Source organism: Mesorhizobium sp. WSM4832, from assembly GCF_055811115.1.
The window spans coordinates 52,389-69,194 of record NZ_JBVVQH010000030.1; the positions used below are offsets into that span (position 1 = coordinate 52,389).

The following is a 16,806-nucleotide window of genomic DNA, read 5'->3' on the forward strand; positions in this document are numbered from 1 at the left end:
TAGTTCATTCCCCCGGCGATGTTTCCCAGAACTGGTCGAGCCAGATATTGAGCCTGAGGAAGCCGGCGTTGCTGACGGTGTAGACGCGCCTTGTACCTTCGGCCTTGGCTTTGACCAGGCCGGCATCGAGCAGGACTTTCAGGTGCTGGGAAACGGCCGGCCGTGAGACCGGCAATCCGGCCGCCAATTCGTTCACCGTCTTCGGGCCGCGCCGGAGTTCTTCCAGGAGATAGCGCCGGTTGGGATCGGCTATCGCCAAAAAGGCGTCAGAAAACATCATGCCTTTATTTGTGGGGCAAAGTTTTCCGAATCTCAACTATTGGTTTCAACCTTTCTGCGCGGATCGAGCCGCGTTGCCTCAGGCGTGACCGCGCGATCCGCGGGCTGGGTTTTAAAGGCGTCGCGGTTTTCGATCGGCACCGGCGCGCGGGCGCGGATGCGCAGCAGCGTGTAGCCGCCGAGGCTGAGATGCGCGAGGGCGGTTGCAAGGAAGAGCCCCTCCGGACGCACCGAACCCATCAAGGCCGCGGCCAAAAGCGGGCCGATCATCGTGCCAAAGCCGTAGAGCAGCAGCAGGCCGCCGGAAACCTTGACGAAGTCCTCGGAGCGGGCGTGGTCATTGGCATGCGCGACGGCGATCGAATAGAGCGTATAGGCGAAAGCGCCATAGGCGGCGGTCATCATGATGACGAAGACGCCCGAACGCGGCGCGATCAGGAAGATCAGCAGCGCGACCAGCGCGGCGCCGAAGGCCGCGCCGGCCAGCACGAAGCGACGGTCGGTTGTATCCGACAGGCGCCCGGCCGGAAGCTGCATGGCGGCGCCGGAAACGACGACAAGGCTCATCATCAGCGCGATCTGGGCGGTCGAGATGCCGATGCGGGCGCCGTAGACCGCGCCCAGCGTGCCCCAGGCGCCGTTGGCGATGCCGATCAGAAGGCAGGCCACCGCCGATACCGGCGAATTGGCGTAGAGGCCTTTCACGTCGAGCTTGACGTCCTGCAGGGGCTTGGGATGCGACTGCGTCGACACCGCCGTCGGAATGAGCGACAGGCAAAACAGGATGCCGGTGATCATGAACAGCGAGGCCGACCGCACGTCGCCGCCGGCGACGATCATCTGGCCGCCCATGATCGAGGCATAGGTGACCATCATATAGAGGCCGAAGACGGTGCCGCGGTTCTCGTTGGTGGCCTTCTCGTTCAGCCAGCTCTCGATGACCATGAAGGCGCCGGCCATGGTGAAGCCGGTGAAGGCGCGCAAAAGGATCCAGAAATATTCATCGATGATAAGGCCGGTGAGCAGCGCGACGATCGCGCCCGACGCGGCGAAGGCGCCGAAGGCCCTGACATGGCCGGCGCGGCGCACGAGGCGCGGCGCGAAGAAACAGCCGGCGACGAAGCCGCCCGCCCAGGCCGTGCCCATCAGGCCGAGCGATGCGGTCGAAAAGCCTTCCACCTGGCCGCGCAGCGGCAAGAGCAGCCCGTGCAGGCCGGAAGCGGCGAGCAGAAACGCCGTGCCGCGAAGCAGCGAGAGGATCGGTCTGTAGGTTGCAAACATGGTAGATCCGGCTGGAATTTCGGGGCGGAGGTCCGTTTCAGGCGGAGGTCTGGCAGTCGCAATCAGGCTTTCCGGGGCGGGCGAACGCGCCGGCGAACCTATCCTCTACGAAACAGTGCCTCGGCCGCGGATTTGGTGGCGCCCTTGGCGGCCCGTTCCTCTTCCAGCCGGGCGATCTCGTCGCGCAGCATCGCAATGCGCTCGGACAATTCGTCTACGGAAAGCAGCGACAGGTCCTGGCCGATCTCGTGCGGGCGCCGCTTCTTGCCGGGTTCGTCGTCGAAGATAGCCATCCGTCGCTCCTCCCTTACTTGGCCATTTGCCTGATTTGGCAATCAGCATACATAGGGCAAGGGCGCCGATGCAAACAGCCGACACCGACCCAGAGCGCCGCGCGTCTTTTCAGACGCGCAAAAGACGCTCTATGTTTTTTGAGTCGCGCATCGTGCTTACCGAAAATCGATTCCGATTTTCGGGCCGATGCGGCACACAGGGAGAACGGGACACCATGGCAAACGGACAGAAGATCCCGGCGAAGATGACGGCCATCGCGATCTCGCAGCCCGGTGGTCCCAGGATGCTGAAGCCGGAGACGCGCGATGTGCCTGTGCCCGGTTCGGGCGAAGTGCTGATCCAGGTGCACGCTGCCGGCATCAACCGGCCGGACGTCCAGCAGCGCAAGGGCGCCTATCCACCGCCGCCCGGTGCCTCGGACCTGCCCGGCCTCGAGGTGGCCGGTGAAATCGCGGCGCTCGGCGACGAGATATCGCGCTGGCGCATCGGCGACCGGGTCTGCGCGCTGACGCCGGGCGGCGGCTATGCCGAATATGTCAAGGTCCATGCCGGCAGTGTGCTGCCGATCCCGGCCGGCTTCACCTATTCGGAGGCCGCCGCGGTTCCGGAAAACTATTTCACCGTCTGGCACAATGTGTTCGAGCGCGGCGGCCTGAAGAAGGGCGAGACGCTGCTTGTCCATGGCGGCTCGTCCGGCATCGGCACCACCGCCATCCAGCTCGCCTCGGCCTTCGGCGCCTATGTGATCACCACCGCCGGCAGCAAGGAGAAATGCGACGCCTGCCTCAAGCTCGGCGCCGACCGGGCGATCAATTACCGCGAGGAGGATTTCGTCGCCGCCGTGAAGGATGCGACCGATGGCAAGGGCGCGAACGTCATCCTCGACATGGTCGGCGGGGATTATGTCGGGCGCAACTACGATGCCGCGGCGGTCGAGGGGCGGATCGTTCAGATCGCGGTGCAGGCCGGTGCCGTGGCGAGCACCAATTTCGCAACGCTCATGGTCAAACGCCTTACCCATACCGGCTCGACGCTTCGGCCGCGCACCGTCGAGTTCAAGGCGGCGATCGCCGCCGCGCTGGAAGCCCAGGTGTGGCCGCTGCTCGGCACGCGCAAGGTGGCGCCCGTCATGGACATGATCTTTCCGCTGACCGAAGCCTGGCGGGCGCATGAGCGGATGGAAGAGGGCGAGCATATAGGCAAGATCGTCCTCGACGTCGGGTGAGATGTATCGATATTCAGGTGAGGCCGGCCTGCAAATGCCGGCCTTCTGCGCTTCCGGTGCTCACGTACTTTAAGTACGCTCCGCTCCGGCCTTCGCCGGCCGAAGCCCTCACAAGTGTCTGCGCTCTATGAAGGCTACGGCCGGCGCAGGCCGGTTCTCGAAGCCCGCCATTTTCGACTGGCCTGACTTGAATCTCGACACATCCCGGCCGACCGCGGTGCGCCAGTTCCAAGCTGAACAAAGCCTTAATGGTGCAATGCACAAAACGCATTGCGGCCATGCAAAAGCGTCCGTTCAATTTGTGGGCAGGCATGCCTATTTAAGCGGCATCAAACGATTTGACCAACCGACTGGAGAACTATCATGAACCCGATCAGTGCTTACCGTAAGTGGCGCATGTACAACGAAACCGTGCGCGAGTTGAACAAGCTCAATGCTCGCCAGCTGAGCGACCTCGGCATCAACCGCGGCGACATCGAGCGCATTGCCCGCCAGGCTCTTTGATCGCGGCGCCCCCGCCGCAAGGCCGGGGGCGGCGAGGAGAAGCCAGAGCCGTCGAGACGCTTGCTTTGTCTCCGGTTCCGAACCCGCTGGACCTCGTCCAGCGGGTTTTGTCTTTTCAAGGCGGTGATTCAGCCCCTTTCCAAAAACATTGCGAAAATTTGAGGGAGCGTTTATACAGGCCGCGAATTTCCCATTTTGGTGGCACTAAAACCACCGCCCGCGCGGGAACGCGGGCGAACGAGAAGGATTTTTGATATGGCCAATTCGCTGCTGATGCCCAAGGCGACCGCCGTCTGGCTGGTCGACAATACCGCGCTTTCCTTCGAGCAGATCGCGCAGTTCTGCGGGCTGCATCCGCTGGAGGTCAAGGCGATCGCTGACGGCGAGTCGGCACAAGGCATCAAGGGCATGGACCCGATCATCACCGGACAGCTGACGCGCGACGAGATCGCGCGCGGTGAGAAGGACATCAACCACCGGCTGAAGCTGTCGGAGCCGAAGGTGCGCGTGCCGGAATCGAAGCGCAAGGGCCCGCGCTACACGCCGCTGTCCAAGCGCCAGGACCGGCCGAACGCCATCCTGTGGCTGGTGCGCAACCATCCGGAGCTCAAGGACGCGCAGATTTCCCGTCTCGTGGGCACCACCAAGTCGACGATCGAGCAGATCCGCGAGCGCAAGCATTGGAATTCGGCCAATCTGCAGCCGATGGATCCGGTGACGCTCGGCCTCACCTCGCAGATCGACCTCGACCTCGAAGTCAACCGCGCCTCACGCGGCCGCGAGCCGGCACAACCCGTCGGCGACACACTGCTGCCCGCCGCACTCACCGAACGGCTGGTGCCGGCGCCCGAGAAGCCGAAGGACGAGGATGCCGAGCTCGACGCCAACGCCGTCTTCGCCAAGCTTTCGGCACTCAAGTCGAAAGACAAGGACGAAGACGAAGAATAAGCATCGCGAAGGTCCAACAAAAAAGCCCGCTTTCGAGCGGGCTTTTTTGTTGGACAATGGCTTGGGAGGAAGTCATGTCCGCGCGGCGCGGTCGGGCGCCATGCCGTAATCCTCGCTGCGCTCGACGGCGCGGTAGAAATCGGCAAGCTGCTTGCCGCGCTCCGGCTTGAAGATGCGGCCGGCGATGACGACCGAGGCGATGCGGTCGATGCGGAAGGCGCGGAAATCGTCGCGCATCTCGCACCAGGCGACCAGGGTCCAGACCTTGCCCCAGAACCACAGGCCCAAGGGCCGGATGTCGCGCGCCGTGCCGCGGCCGGCCTCGTCGGAATAGTCGATGGTCAGCACCTGGCGTTTCTCGACGGCGCGCTCGATGAGGTCGATGGCTTCGCGCGCGGCGTCGCTCACCACCCACATCGGGGTGTGGATCTCGGTGCGGGCGATGCGGTCCTTCTCGGTGTCGGGCAGCACGGCGCCGATCTTGACCAGCGCTTCGTCGGCGGCCCTGGCCATTGCCGCGCCGCCAAAGGCGCGCACCATGCGGGCGCCGGCAACCAGCGCCACGATCTCGTCACGCGTGAACATCAGCGGCGGAAGGTCGAAACCCTCCCTCATCATGTAGCCGACACCTGCTTCGCCGTCGATCGGCACGCCTGTCGACTGCAGGTCGGCTATGTCGCGGTAGATGGTGCGCTCGGAAACCTCGAGCCATGTGCCGAGCTTCTGCGCGGTGACCAGCCGGCCACCCCGCAAATGCTGCACGATCTGGAAAAGCCTGTCGGCGCGACGCATCGTTTGACCCCTTGGTTTCGGCACTATGCATGCCGCGGTTCCAAAACCGGTTCCCGCGGGTCCGAGGCTGCTTCAATAACGCAAGCCTCCTGACAACATACTGTCAGGAGGCTGCAGCCATTCCAACACGGGACAACGGCGTCTTTCCTGAAACCCGGCGTTTCAACCGATATTACATCTGGGCGCGGCACGGCCTACATCCAAGTCACCCATCGAGAAATTTCAGTTCTTGCGCACGCGGCCGTCATAAAGGTCCGGCCAGCCGATGTCCTTGCGAATGTCCGCCGGCAAAGTGTTCAGGAAACGCTGTGTGCGGATCTCATCTCGCACGGTGCGAATCTTGCCGACATAGTGCTGCACGCTACGCAGTATCGTAAAACCGTTCATGACCAGGCTCCTCTTTTTCGATAAAAGGAGTATCTCACACCCCTGCTGACAGCAGTCTGTCAGGAGGTTGGCAGCACGCCATAGAAAGTCGCGAGGGCCTGAGGAGGTTGGGTTCTGTCAGGAGCCTCCCACCCAAAAGACGGCGTAAAGAACGGCTTTGACAGCCGCGAGCGATGCTGGTCAAAGGCGGCATGACGAAACTGCTCGCCCTTGTCATCATCGGCATCATGCTGATCCAGGTCATCAAGCCCCTCGGCTGGCCGGGATTGAAGCGCCGCGGCGATTTCTGGAAGCTGGCGCTGCTTGCCATGGCCGCGATCTCGCTGGCGGCCGTATTGGGCCACTGGGCATAAGATAACGAAAAGCCATTCGCGCATGTTCCGGTCGAGGTGAACAAGGGCCGGTCACTCACAGCAGTCTGGCCGATCCTTGGCCTTGTCCTGGTACTCGTCATGCAGCCGCACCCAGTCCATCAGCCCGTGATAGGGGCCGGTCTCATTGCGGCCCTTCGGCGTCATGTCGAGATAGTGGTAGGCGCCGATCAGGGCGTCGCCGCCGCGGGTGCGCGACAGGAAGGTGAGGAAGATGTCGCCGTTCTCGTCGCGGTAGAAGATGCTGGTGCCCGGTAGGTCCTTCGAGCGCAGCGGGCGCTTCTCGAAATTATAGGTGGTGTCGCCCGCCGCGATCTGCTTGTCGGTAAAGGAAACCTGCAGGTCGAAATTGAAATCGGATGCATAGGACGACACCCAGTCGAACTCCCAGCCCATGCGCCGCTTGTAAGGCAGGATCTCGGCCAATGGCGCGCGCGAGACGACGACCAGCGAGACGTCATGATGCTTCAGATGCCGGTTGGCGCCGTCGATATGGTCGGCCAGGAACGAGCAGCCCTCGCAACGATGATCGGAGCCCGGCGTCATCATGAAATGATAGACGATAAGCTGGCTCTTGCCGGCGAAGAGTTCGGCAAGGCGCTTCGGCCCCGCTTCGCTCTCGAAGACATAGTCCTTGCGCAGCTTGAACCAGGGCAATTGCCGCCGCTCCGCGGCAATGAGGTCGCGAAACCGCGTCAGTTCCTTCTCGCGCTCCAGGTGCCTTCTGTGCGCCTCGAACCAGTCCTCGCGCGAAACCACGGCATTGCGTTGCATGACTATCTCCTGTCCTCTCCTGCCAAGGACGTTCGACATCGGCCCGACCCGACACAGCCGCCGCTGTTTCGCTGCATCAGGTAGGAATGCGGCCCGCAAAAAACAAAAACCCGGTCTAAAGCGCGTCGCGCTGAAACGGAATCAGGCGACGCGCTTTAGTCTTTGTTTTGTGCATGTCGTTGTCCCAGAACCGCTGCGCACTTCTGGGCGACATGCATCAGGCCCGGGTTTTCCGTGTCCTGGGAAGGGACGGCTTCAGGCGGCCTTTTCCAGAGTTGGCTGCCATTTCCCGAGCGCCGCCAGATGGTTCATGTGGGCGCGATGCGTGAAGGCGGCCTGGGCGGCGGCGACGTTCGACGCCTTGCCGCTCCACGCCTTCTGCGGTGCCGCCTGCAGCGCACGGCCGTAGGAGAAGGTCAGTTTCCACGGATGCGGGCCGATGGCGTTGATGGCGTTGAGGTTGGCGGTCGCCTCCTCGTCGTCCTGGCCGCCGGAGAGGAAGGCAATGCCGGGCACTGCCGCCGGCACCACTTCGCGGAACAGCTTTATCGTCTTCTCGGCGATTTCCTCCGGCCTGTCGGTCTTGCCCGATTTCTTGCCCGAGATGACCATGTTGGGCTTCAGGATGGAGCCTTCGAGCACGACGCGAGCGGCGTAGAGCTCGTCATAGAGCTTGACCAGCGTGGCCTTGGAGACGTCGTAGCAGGTGTCGATCGAATGAGCGCCGTCCATCAGCACTTCCGGCTCGACGATCGGGACGATGCCGGCTTCCTGGCAAAGCGCGGCATAGCGGGCCAAAGCGTGGGTATTCGAGGCTATCGAATTGGCGGAAGGGACGCCCTTGCCGGTGTCGATGTCGATCACCGCGCGCCATTTGGCGAAACGGGCGCCGAGCTTGTAATAATCCGCCAGCCGCTCGCGCAGGCCGTCGAGGCCCTCGGTGATCGTGTCGCCGGGAAAATTCGCCAAGGGCTTGGCGCCGAGGTCGACCTTGATGCCGGGAATGGCGCCGGCGGCTTTGATGATGTCGACCAGCGGCGTGCCGTCGGCGGCTTTCTGGCGGATGGTCTCGTCATAGAGGATGACGCCGGAGATGTAACGGGACATCGCCTCCTTGGACCGGAACATCATCTCGCGGTAGTCGCGCCGGCTGTCGGCGGTCGATTCGACGCCGATGACGTCGAAGCGCTTCTTGATGGTGCCGGAGCTCTCATCGGCGGCCAAAAGGCCCTTGCCATCGGCCACGATCGCGGCGGCGATATCTTCGAGACGTTCGCTCATGGTGCTCTCCTTGACGGTGTCGGTTCCGCGCTTAATGGAACTCTACCGCCAAAGGAATGACGCCGGAAAGCTAGAATCGATTGAAAGCCGGGTGCGTTCTGCCCGTTCGCGGACTGTTTACCGCTTCAGCACCTCGACGCCGGGCAGCGGCTTGCCTTCCATCCATTCGAGGAAGGCGCCGCCGGCGGTCGAGACATAGGTGAAGTCGTCGGCGACGCCGGCATGGTTGAGCGCGGCCACCGTGTCGCCGCCGCCGGCGACGGAGACCAGCTTGCCCTCCTTGGTGCGGGCAGCGGCATGCTTGGCCGCCGCCACCGTGGCGCGGTCGAAGGGCGCGATCTCGAAGGCGCCGAGCGGGCCGTTCCAGACCAGCGTGGCGGCGCGGTCGATCCACTCGTTGACGCTCTGCAAGGTCTTCGCGCCGACATCGAGGATCATGCCGTCGGCCGGCACGTCCGCGATGGCAACGGTCTCGCTGGCAGCGCCCGCCTTGAATTCCTTGGCCACCACGCCGTCGGCGGGAAGGATGATCGCGCAGCCGGCTTCCGCCGCTTCGATCATGATCTGCTTGGCGGTGCCGGCGAGGTCATGTTCGCACAGCGATTTGCCGACATCGGTGCCGCGCGCGGCAAGAAAGGTGTTGGCCATGCCGCCGCCGATCACCAGCGCGTCGACCTTCTTCACGAGGTTCATCAAGAGGTCGATCTTGGTCGAGACCTTGGCGCCGCCGACGATGGCGACAACCGGCCGAACCGGATTGCCGAGACCCTTTTCCAGCGCGTCGAGCTCCGCCTGCATGGTGCGGCCGGCATAGGCCGGCAGCCGATGCGCCAGGCCTTCGGTGGAGGCATGCGCGCGGTGCGCGGCGGAGAAGGCGTCGTTGACGTAGATGTCGCCATTGGCGGCGAGCTTCTCGGTGAAGGCCGGTTCGTTCTTTTCCTCGGCCTTGTAGAAGCGGGTGTTTTCAAGCAGCAGGACGTCGCCGTCCTTCATCGCGGCGACGGCATCGGCGGCCTTGTCGCCGATGCAGTCCGAGGCGAAGCCGACAGGGCGGCCGAGAACCTCAGCCGTGGCCTTGGCGATCGGCTCGAGCGAGAACTCGGCCGATGGACCGTCCTTCGGGCGGCCGAAATGGGCAAGCAGGATGACCTTGGCGCCCTTCTTGGAAAGCTCGGCGATGGTCGGGGCGATGCGCTCGATGCGGGTGGCGTCGGTCACCTTGCCGTCGGCGACCGGAACGTTGAGGTCGACGCGCACCAGGACGCGCTTGCCGCTGACGGCGCCGATATCATCGAGTGTCTTGAAGCCGGCCATGGTCGTCCTTCCTAGTTTTGACGCAATTCCGGACGGAAAACCGCACACTCTTTTCCTGGAATTGCTCTAAAGCGTGTCGCGCCGAACGAAAACGCGGCGACCTTACCCGGCGCGAACGACGATGCAAGGGCCGCGTTGAAGCGCGCGCGCAAAAATGATGTCGCTGTGAGACATCAGCCTTGGCTGGTCGCCTTTTGCTCGTCCGGCGCGGGCGCCACGGCGTCGATCGGCACGTCCTCGACCGCCTGCTTTTCCGCCGGCCTGCGCCAGTTGCGGATCAGGGCGGTTATGCGGTCGCCGATCTCGCCGGCGCTCATGAACACCGGCACGCGAGCCACCGGCGCGGTTGGCTCGAAGGAAAGGCCAAGCCCGGTGATCCTGCCTTTTTCGTCGACATCGCGCACGATCATCTCGATCGGGCCGATCACCACACGGTCGGCATATTCGGGGTGGCCGCCAAGCCGATCCGAAACCAGCGCGGCAACGGTGAGCTTCTGTTCTGCCTCGGTCAGGCCCGGCGCATAGGCCGCTTCCAACTCCGCCGCCGGACGGGCAGGATCGACGGCGAAGGCGCCGAAGAAATCGGCATCCTCGGGATCGACCACGGCGCGGCTGGCAAAAAGCTTGTCGAGCAGGCGCGGATAGCGATCCGGGACGAAGATATAGACCTGATCGCCGGCAGCCAGCCGACCCATGTCCTGGAAGCGCATCGAGCGGCCGTCGCGCAGCACCAGCGAGGGCCGAGCCCAGCGCGGGATGCGCTCGCCGCGCGCCACCGGGCTGCCAGGCGCGACGCGATAGGCGAGCAGCTCATGATGGGCCGAGCCCGGCAATTCGAGCTCCACCTTGTCGAGCGGCCCGAGACGCGCCGGCACGATCAGGCCGAGGCGCCGCGCCAGCGGACCGACCGTCCAGCCCTGCACCACCAGCGACACGAGCACGATGATGAAGGCGGCGTTGAAGATCAGGCGGCCATGCTCGAGGCCGCCGAGCAAAGGCGTGATGGCAAGCAGGATCGAGACCGCGCCGCGCAGGCCGACCCAGGAGACGAAGGCGACCTCGGGACGCGGCAGGTGGAACGGAATCAGGCAGAGCCAGACGGCAACCGGCCGCGCCACGAAGATCAGGAACAGGCCGAGCAGGATCGCCGGCACCAGGATGGCCGGGAATTGCGAGGGCGTGGCGAACAGGCCGAGGATCAGGAACATGATGATCTGCGCCAGCCACGACATGCCGTCCTGGAAGCGCTTCAGGATGGTGACGGCGCGGATGTCGGAATTGCCGGCGATCAGTCCGGCAATGTAGACGGCGAGGAAGCCCGAGCCGCCGATGGCGCCGGCTGCCGCGAACACCATCAGCGACAGCGTCAGCACGAAGATCGGCAGCAGGCCGTGGTCGAGGTTCAGCCGCTCGACAAGACGCACGATGCCAAAGCCGCCGAGCACGCCGACAACGGCGCCGAGCCCCATATTGACGAGGAAGCCGAGCAAAAGGTTGGTGGCCAGCGCATTGGCTTCCGGGTTGGCATGCGCGGCTATGATCTCGACCAGGGTGATGGTGAGGAAGATGGCGATCGGGTCGTTAGTGCCGGATTCCACTTCGAGCGTCGCGCGCACGCGCTCGCGCAGGTGGATCTCGCCGGCGCGCAGCAGGAAGAAGACCGCGGCCGCGTCGGTCGAGGCGACAGCGGCGCCAAGCAGCGAGGATTCCAGCCAGCTGAGTTTGAGAAAATAGGAGGCGGCGACGCTGAAGATGCCGGTGGTCAGGATGACGCCGATCGTGGCCAGCGACAGCGCCGGTCCGGCTGCTTGCCGCAGCGCGTTGAGCGGCGTGCCGAAACCGGAATCGAACAGGATGACGGCCAAAGCCAGTGAGCCGGCAAAATAAGCCAGCCGCGCATTGTCGAACTCGATGCCGAGGCCGTCGACGCCGGTGGCAAGTCCGATGCAGAGGAAGAGGAGCAGCAAGGGCGCGCCGAAGCGGAAGGCGATCAGGCTCGAGAACGCGGCGGCCACGACAAGCGCGGTGCCAACCAGCGTTACAAGATAGATCGCATGCTCCATCCGCCAATGCCCCTCAAATCCGCGTCCCTCCCGCTTTGCGGCAGAGTGGGGCGAAGACATGACGAGTGCAAGGCGAAGGCGTGTTATTTGGCTCGCCGGCCAATAAAAAACGCCCGGCAGAACCGGGCGTTTCGAACTACGGAATGCGCCTTGAATCAGGCGATGGTCTTGCCGAAGGCAACGGCGGTGTCGCCCATGCGGTTCGAGAAGCCCCATTCGTTGTCGTACCAGGACAGCACCGAAACGAAGTTGCCGTCCATGACCTTGGTCTGGTCGAGCGCCACGATCGAGGAATGCGGATCGTGGTTGAAGTCGATCGAGACGTTCGGGTGATGGGTGACCGAGAGCACGCCCTTGAGCTTGCCGTTGGAAGCGGCGATCAGCGCCTCGTTGATCTCCTGCGGCGTGGTCGAGCGCTTGGCGATGAACTTGAGGTCGACGACCGACACATTCGGGGTCGGCACGCGGATCGAGATGCCGTCGAGCTTGCCCTTGAGGTCGGGCAGCACTAGGCCAATCGCCTTGGCAGCACCCGTCGAGGTGGGGATCTGGGAGAGCGCCGCCGCGCGGGCGCGGTAGAGGTCCTTGTGCATGGTGTCGAGCGTCGGCTGATCGCCGGTGTAGGAGTGGATCGTCGTCATCATGCCCTTCTCGATGCCGACGGTCTCGTGCAGCACAGCCGCCAGCGGGGCAAGGCAGTTGGTGGTGCACGACGCGTTCGAGATGACGATGTGGTCCTTGGTCAGCTTGTCGTGGTTGATGCCGTAGACGACCGTCAGATCAGCACCTTCGGCCGGAGCCGAGACGATGACACGCTTGGCGCCGGCGGTCAGGTGCGCGGCGGCCTTGTCGCGAGCGGTGAAGATGCCGGTGCATTCGAGCGCGATGTCGATGCCGAGTTCCTTCCACGGCAACTGGGTCGGATCCTTGATCGCCGTGACCTTGAACTTCTCCTTGCCGACCGAGATCTGGTCGCCGTCGACCGCCACTTCGTGCGGGAAGCGGCCGTGCACGCTGTCATAGCGCAGCAGGTGTGCGTTGGTCTCGACCGGGCCGAGATCGTTGACGGCGACGACGTCGATGTCCTTGCGGCCGGATTCATGGATGGCGCGCAGGATGTTGCGGCCGATACGGCCAAATCCGTTGATGGCAACTCTGACGGTCATTGTTCTCTCCCTTGGGGACTGGAAAGCGGATGGGTCCGCAGCTTCATAACGGCGGACGGGTCAAGAATCCAGCCGGAGAAGGTCGAATTTAAATCGATTAGGTTGGTCCAGTCCGGCAAAACCGTTAATCGGCGTTGCCGGGCCTGGACCAATTCCTACTTGCCGTGCAGACGCGCTTCGACCGCCTTGGCCGCAGCATCGGCGGTGATGCCGAAATGCGGATAGAGCTGCTCGATCGTGCCCGAAGCGCCGAAGCCGTGCATGCCGACGAAGATGCCGTCGCTGCCGATCAGGTGGTCCCAGCCCTGGCGGATACCCGCTTCGATGGCGACCTTGATCTTGGCATTGCCGATGGTCTTCTTGCGGTAATCCTCGCTCTGCTGGTCGAACAGCTCGAAGCAGGGCACCGACACGACGCGCGTCGGGTGGCCGTGCTTTTCCAGCAGGTCACGCGCACCGAGCGCGATCTCGACCTCGGAGCCGGTGGCAAAGATCGTCACCGCGGCTTCGCCGCTTGCGGCGGCCAGCTCGTAGGCGCCCTGGCTGCTCAGGTTCGTGGATGAGTGTTCGGTGCGCACCGTCGGCAGGTTCTGGCGGGTCAGCGCCAGGGTCGAAGGCGTCTTTTCGGATTCGAGCGCGATCTGCCAGCATTCGGCGGTTTCGACCGCATCGGCCGGACGGAAGACATTGTGGTTCGGGATGGCGCGCAGCGCCGCCAGATGCTCGACCGGCTGGTGGGTCGGGCCGTCCTCGCCGAGGCCGATCGAGTCATGCGTCATGACGAAGATCGAGCGGATGCCCATCAGCGATGCCAGGCGCATGGACGGGCGGGCGTAGTCGGAGAAGCACAGGAAGGTGCCGCCATAGGCGATCAGGCCGCCATGCAGCGTCAGGCCATTGATGGCGGCGGCCATGCCGTGCTCGCGAATGCCGTAGTGGACATAGCGCTGGCCGTAGTCGTCGGGCGTGATGTTCTTGGTCTGGCTGGTCTTGGTGTTGTTGGAACCGGTGAGGTCGGCCGATCCGCCGATGGTTTCCGGCACCGCGCCGTTGATGACTTCGAGCGCCATTTCCGACGACTTGCGGGTGGCGACCTTCGGCTTGTCGGCCGAGAGCTTCTTCTTGTAGTCGGCGATGACGGCGTCGAAGTTGGAAGGCAGCTTGCCCGACAGGCGGCGTTCGAACTCGGCCTTCAGCTTCGGCTCGGCCTTGGCCAGACGGCCTTCCCAGTCATCGCGTGCCTTGGCGCCGCCTTTGCCGATGGCGCGCCAGGCGTCGAGGATGTCGGCGGGAATCTCGAAGGGCGGCGATTCCCAGTTGAAAAACTTGCGCGCGCCGGCGATCTCCTCCGGTCCGAGCGCCGAGCCGTGTGCCTTGTTGGTGCCCGCTTTCGTCGGAGCACCGAAGCCGATGGTGGTCTTGCAGGCGATCATCGTCGGCTTGTCGGAATGGCGCGCCGCCTCGATGGCGTAGGCGATGGCTTCGGGATCGGTGCCGTCGATGTGGCTGGCGTTCCAGCCGCAGGCCTGGAAGCGGGCGACCTGGTCGGTGTTGTCGGCAAGCGAGACCGGGCCGTCGATCGAGATGTTGTTGTTGTCCCAGAATACGATCAGCTTGTTGAGCTTCAGATGCCCGGCCAGCGCGATGGCTTCGTGGGAAACGCCTTCCATCAGGCAGCCGTCGCCGGCCAGAACATAGGTGTAATGGTTGACGAGGTCGTTGCCGAAGGCGGCGTTCATGATGCGCTCGCCGAGCGCGAAGCCGACCGAATTGGCAAGGCCCTGGCCGAGCGGGCCGGTGGTGGTCTCGATGCCGGCGGCATGGCCGTATTCGGGATGGCCGGCGGTCTTGGAACCGAGCTGGCGGAAATTCTTGATCTGGTCGATCGTCATGTCCTCATAGCCGGTGAGGTAGAGGAGCGAATAGAGCAGCATCGAGCCGTGGCCGGCCGACAGGATGAAGCGGTCGCGGTCGGCCCAGTGCGGCGCCTTGGCGTCGAATTTCAGGAAGCGGCTGAACAGCACGGTGGCGATGTCGGCGCAGCCCATCGGCAGGCCGGGGTGACCGGAATTCGCCTTCTCGACGGCGTCCATGGCAAGAAAACGGATCGCATTGGCCATCCGGTCATGTTGTTCACGCGAGGTCATGCTTCCTCCGGGGAATTAAGTTGAGGGCCTTGGGAGAACCCTAGGGAAAGGGCTTGGCGACACATAGCAGGCACGGCCCTTTAGTCAACAAATGGGCGCGGTTTTTGCCGGGCTTGTGATGCCGTCGGGCGCCTTACATTAGCGATAGCGGGGGACAGTCGCGAGAGCTTTGTTGACGCGCCCTTCACCCGGTGCCTAATCTTTCCGAGGTAACGCGTTCTGAACGCGCGCGATTCGGTGATGGGCAGGGCATAGGACGAAGGCCATGACCGCGGATACGACCCTCAGGGAAGTCATCGCCAGGCTTGGCAAGGCCATGGAAGGGCTGGAAAACGCCGTGGCGGCGAAGCTTGAGCACGAGCGCGATTATTCGGAAGCCGAGGCCGAGGTGCAGCGCATGAACGCCGACCGTTCGCGACTGGCGCAGGAGCTCGACAATTCCGAGGCGCGCGCCGAGCGTCTCGAAGACGCCAACAAGGAAGTGTCGCGACGGCTGGTGACCGCGATGGAAACCATCCGGGCGGTGCTGGACAGGTAAGGCAATGGCACAGGTCACGGTTTCCATTGACGGCAAGCAGTATCGCATGGCCTGCGACGAGGGCCAGGAAGAGCATCTGATCGACCTCGCCGAGCGCTTCGACCGCTATGTCTCGCATCTGAAGGATTCCTTCGGCGAGATCGGCGACCAGAGGCTCACCGTCATGGCCGGCATCATGGTGATGGACGAGCTCTCGGAGCTCGCCAAGCGCGTCAAGGGCATGGAGAGCGAAGTGCTGACGCTGCGCAAGACGCGCGACGAGGCGCTGACCAAGGCCGACAAGAGCGACAGCGTGCTCACAACCGCGCTCGGCGCGCTGGCGCAGCGCATGGAAGATCTCACGGCGACGCTGGCGATAAAGAAAGCCTGAGCGGCTCTACCCGGTCGCGAAAGCAGAAAATCCTGCCGCGGATTGCCGGTGGTCACGAAAAAAATTCGTCCTGCGGCGGCCCCAGCCGCGGCTCTCGGCGTTTGACCGAAACCACGATAGTGCTAGCTTAGCAGCCACGCCGGCCAATGCCGGCCATCGTTTCACAAAAAGGGTAGGGACAGGGTCATGAGTCTCCGTATCAACGATGTCGCGCCGGATTTCACGGCCGAAACCACACAGGGCACTATCAAGTTCCACGACTGGATCGGCGACGGCTGGGCGGTGCTGTTCAGCCACCCGAAGAATTTCACGCCGGTCTGCACTACCGAGCTCGGCACCATGGCCGGTCTCGAAGGCGAGTTCAAAAAGCGCAACGTCAAGATCATCGGCATCTCGGTCGATCCGGTATCGAGCCACGACAAGTGGCAGGCCGACATCAAGACCGCCACCGGCCATACGGTGAACTATCCGCTGATCGGCGACCGCGACCTCCATGTCGCGAAGCTCTATGAAATGCTGCCGGCGGGTGCCGGCGAGAGCTCGGATGGCCGCACGCCGGCCGACAACGCCACCGTGCGCTCGGTGTACGTCATCGGCCCGGACAAGAAGATCAAGCTGGTGCTGACCTATCCGATGACGACGGGCCGCAACTTCGACGAGATCCTGCGCGTCATCGATTCCATCCAGCTGACCGCCAAGCACCAGGTGGCGACACCGGCGAACTGGAAGCAGGGCGACGACGTCATCATCACCGCCGCCGTCTCCAACGAGGATGCGGTCAAGCGCTTCGGCGCCTATGAAACGGTGCTGCCTTATCTCAGGAAGACCAAGCAGCCCGCGGCGTGAGCTTTCCTTCTCCCCGTTCCACGGGGAGAAGGTGCCCGAAGGACGGATGAGGGGCGGCGCGGCGTTTCGGATCGCGCCAAATCCTCAGACTCAACAGCGCTAGAAACGATAATCACGCAGCCTCAGTGCTGCCCCTCATTGCCCTGCCGGTGTCCAGCCGATAGATGGGTAACACTTTGAACCGGATACATAGGTAACAGTTTTCCCCCTTATGATGGGTTCGCCG

18 protein-coding genes are annotated in these 16,806 nt (G+C 63.7%); 7 read left to right on the top strand and 11 right to left on the bottom strand.

Annotation, left to right across the window (positions count from 1 at the left end; genetic code table 11):
- Positions 1–4 precede the first annotated feature (4 nt).
- The 3 genes from AC0L2L_RS30985 to AC0L2L_RS30995 form a co-directional block, all read right to left on the bottom strand.
- Positions 5–280, bottom strand: a complete 276-nt coding sequence (locus tag AC0L2L_RS30985; protein WP_027166626.1) for an ArsR/SmtB family transcription factor — start codon at positions 278–280, stop codon at positions 5–7.
- 32 nt (positions 281–312) lie between these two features.
- A complete protein-coding gene (locus AC0L2L_RS30990) occupies positions 313–1,560 on the bottom strand; it encodes an MFS transporter (RefSeq protein WP_473583647.1) in 1,248 nt (415 codons plus the stop codon).
- A gap of 98 nt (positions 1,561–1,658) precedes the next feature.
- Positions 1,659–1,853: a DUF1192 domain-containing protein gene (locus AC0L2L_RS30995; protein WP_473583648.1), complete on the bottom strand. Its 195-nt coding sequence runs from the start codon at positions 1,851–1,853 to the stop codon at positions 1,659–1,661.
- Positions 1,854–2,068: 215 nt separating this feature from the next.
- Between AC0L2L_RS30995 and AC0L2L_RS31000 the strand changes: the two genes are divergently transcribed.
- The 3 genes from AC0L2L_RS31000 to AC0L2L_RS31010 all read left to right on the top strand — a co-directional run bounded on the left by AC0L2L_RS31000 (position 2,069) and on the right by AC0L2L_RS31010 (position 4,531).
- Positions 2,069–3,079: an NAD(P)H-quinone oxidoreductase gene (locus AC0L2L_RS31000; protein WP_473583649.1), complete on the top strand. Its 1,011-nt coding sequence runs from the start codon at positions 2,069–2,071 to the stop codon at positions 3,077–3,079.
- Positions 3,080–3,442: 363 nt separating this feature from the next.
- Positions 3,443–3,583, top strand: coding sequence for a DUF1127 domain-containing protein (locus AC0L2L_RS31005; protein ID WP_084508056.1), 141 nt, complete (start codon positions 3,443–3,445; stop codon positions 3,581–3,583).
- 255 nt (positions 3,584–3,838) lie between these two features.
- Complete coding sequence (locus AC0L2L_RS31010; RefSeq protein ID WP_473583650.1) at positions 3,839–4,531, top strand: DUF1013 domain-containing protein; 693 nt, start codon at positions 3,839–3,841, stop codon at positions 4,529–4,531.
- Between the two features lie 72 nt (positions 4,532–4,603).
- Here the strand turns inward: AC0L2L_RS31010 and AC0L2L_RS31015 are convergent, their stop codons facing one another.
- Positions 4,604–5,323 (bottom strand): helix-turn-helix transcriptional regulator, encoded by a 720-nt coding sequence (locus AC0L2L_RS31015; RefSeq protein WP_027166621.1) that lies wholly within the window; start codon positions 5,321–5,323, stop codon positions 4,604–4,606.
- Positions 5,324–5,545: 222 nt separating this feature from the next.
- The gene (locus AC0L2L_RS31020) at positions 5,546–5,710 is read right to left on the bottom strand and encodes a hypothetical protein (protein ID WP_473583651.1); all 165 of its coding nucleotides are present in this window, start codon (positions 5,708–5,710) and stop codon (positions 5,546–5,548) included.
- Between the two features lie 173 nt (positions 5,711–5,883).
- On the opposite strand from AC0L2L_RS31020, the gene AC0L2L_RS31025 reads away from it, so the two are divergent.
- Positions 5,884–6,063, top strand: coding sequence for a hypothetical protein (locus AC0L2L_RS31025; protein ID WP_040985195.1), 180 nt, complete (start codon positions 5,884–5,886; stop codon positions 6,061–6,063).
- Between the two features lie 51 nt (positions 6,064–6,114).
- On the opposite strand, the gene AC0L2L_RS31030 is transcribed toward AC0L2L_RS31025, so the two are convergent.
- The 6 genes from AC0L2L_RS31030 to tkt all read right to left on the bottom strand — a co-directional run bounded on the left by AC0L2L_RS31030 (position 6,115) and on the right by tkt (position 14,826).
- Positions 6,115–6,855 (bottom strand): DUF899 domain-containing protein, encoded by a 741-nt coding sequence (locus AC0L2L_RS31030; RefSeq protein WP_473583652.1) that lies wholly within the window; start codon positions 6,853–6,855, stop codon positions 6,115–6,117.
- 255 nt (positions 6,856–7,110) lie between these two features.
- Positions 7,111–8,136: a class I fructose-bisphosphate aldolase gene (locus AC0L2L_RS31035; protein ID WP_473583653.1), complete on the bottom strand. Its 1,026-nt coding sequence runs from the start codon at positions 8,134–8,136 to the stop codon at positions 7,111–7,113.
- Between the two features lie 117 nt (positions 8,137–8,253).
- Positions 8,254–9,450 carry a phosphoglycerate kinase gene (locus AC0L2L_RS31040; RefSeq protein ID WP_473583654.1) on the bottom strand — a complete coding sequence of 399 codons (1,197 nt, stop codon included), beginning with the start codon at positions 9,448–9,450 and terminating at the stop codon, positions 8,254–8,256.
- A 173-nt stretch (positions 9,451–9,623) separates the two neighbouring features.
- Positions 9,624–11,513: a potassium/proton antiporter gene (locus AC0L2L_RS31045; protein WP_473583655.1), complete on the bottom strand. Its 1,890-nt coding sequence runs from the start codon at positions 11,511–11,513 to the stop codon at positions 9,624–9,626.
- A gap of 155 nt (positions 11,514–11,668) precedes the next feature.
- Positions 11,669–12,679, bottom strand: coding sequence for a type I glyceraldehyde-3-phosphate dehydrogenase (gene gap, locus AC0L2L_RS31050; RefSeq protein ID WP_473583656.1), 1,011 nt, complete (start codon positions 12,677–12,679; stop codon positions 11,669–11,671).
- A 155-nt stretch (positions 12,680–12,834) separates the two neighbouring features.
- Positions 12,835–14,826, bottom strand: a complete 1,992-nt coding sequence (gene tkt / locus AC0L2L_RS31055; RefSeq protein ID WP_473583657.1) for a transketolase — start codon at positions 14,824–14,826, stop codon at positions 12,835–12,837.
- A gap of 265 nt (positions 14,827–15,091) precedes the next feature.
- Between tkt and AC0L2L_RS31060 the strand changes: the two genes are divergently transcribed.
- The 3 genes from AC0L2L_RS31060 (at position 15,092) to AC0L2L_RS31070 (ending at position 16,580) form a co-directional block, all read left to right on the top strand.
- A complete protein-coding gene (locus AC0L2L_RS31060) occupies positions 15,092–15,364 on the top strand; it encodes a DUF4164 domain-containing protein (protein WP_473583658.1) in 273 nt (90 codons plus the stop codon).
- Positions 15,365–15,368: 4 nt separating this feature from the next.
- The gene (locus AC0L2L_RS31065) at positions 15,369–15,734 is read left to right on the top strand and encodes a cell division protein ZapA (RefSeq protein WP_027166611.1); all 366 of its coding nucleotides are present in this window, start codon (positions 15,369–15,371) and stop codon (positions 15,732–15,734) included.
- 186 nt (positions 15,735–15,920) lie between these two features.
- The gene (locus AC0L2L_RS31070) at positions 15,921–16,580 is read left to right on the top strand and encodes a peroxiredoxin (protein WP_027166610.1); all 660 of its coding nucleotides are present in this window, start codon (positions 15,921–15,923) and stop codon (positions 16,578–16,580) included.
- The last annotated feature ends 226 nt before the right edge of the window (positions 16,581–16,806 follow it).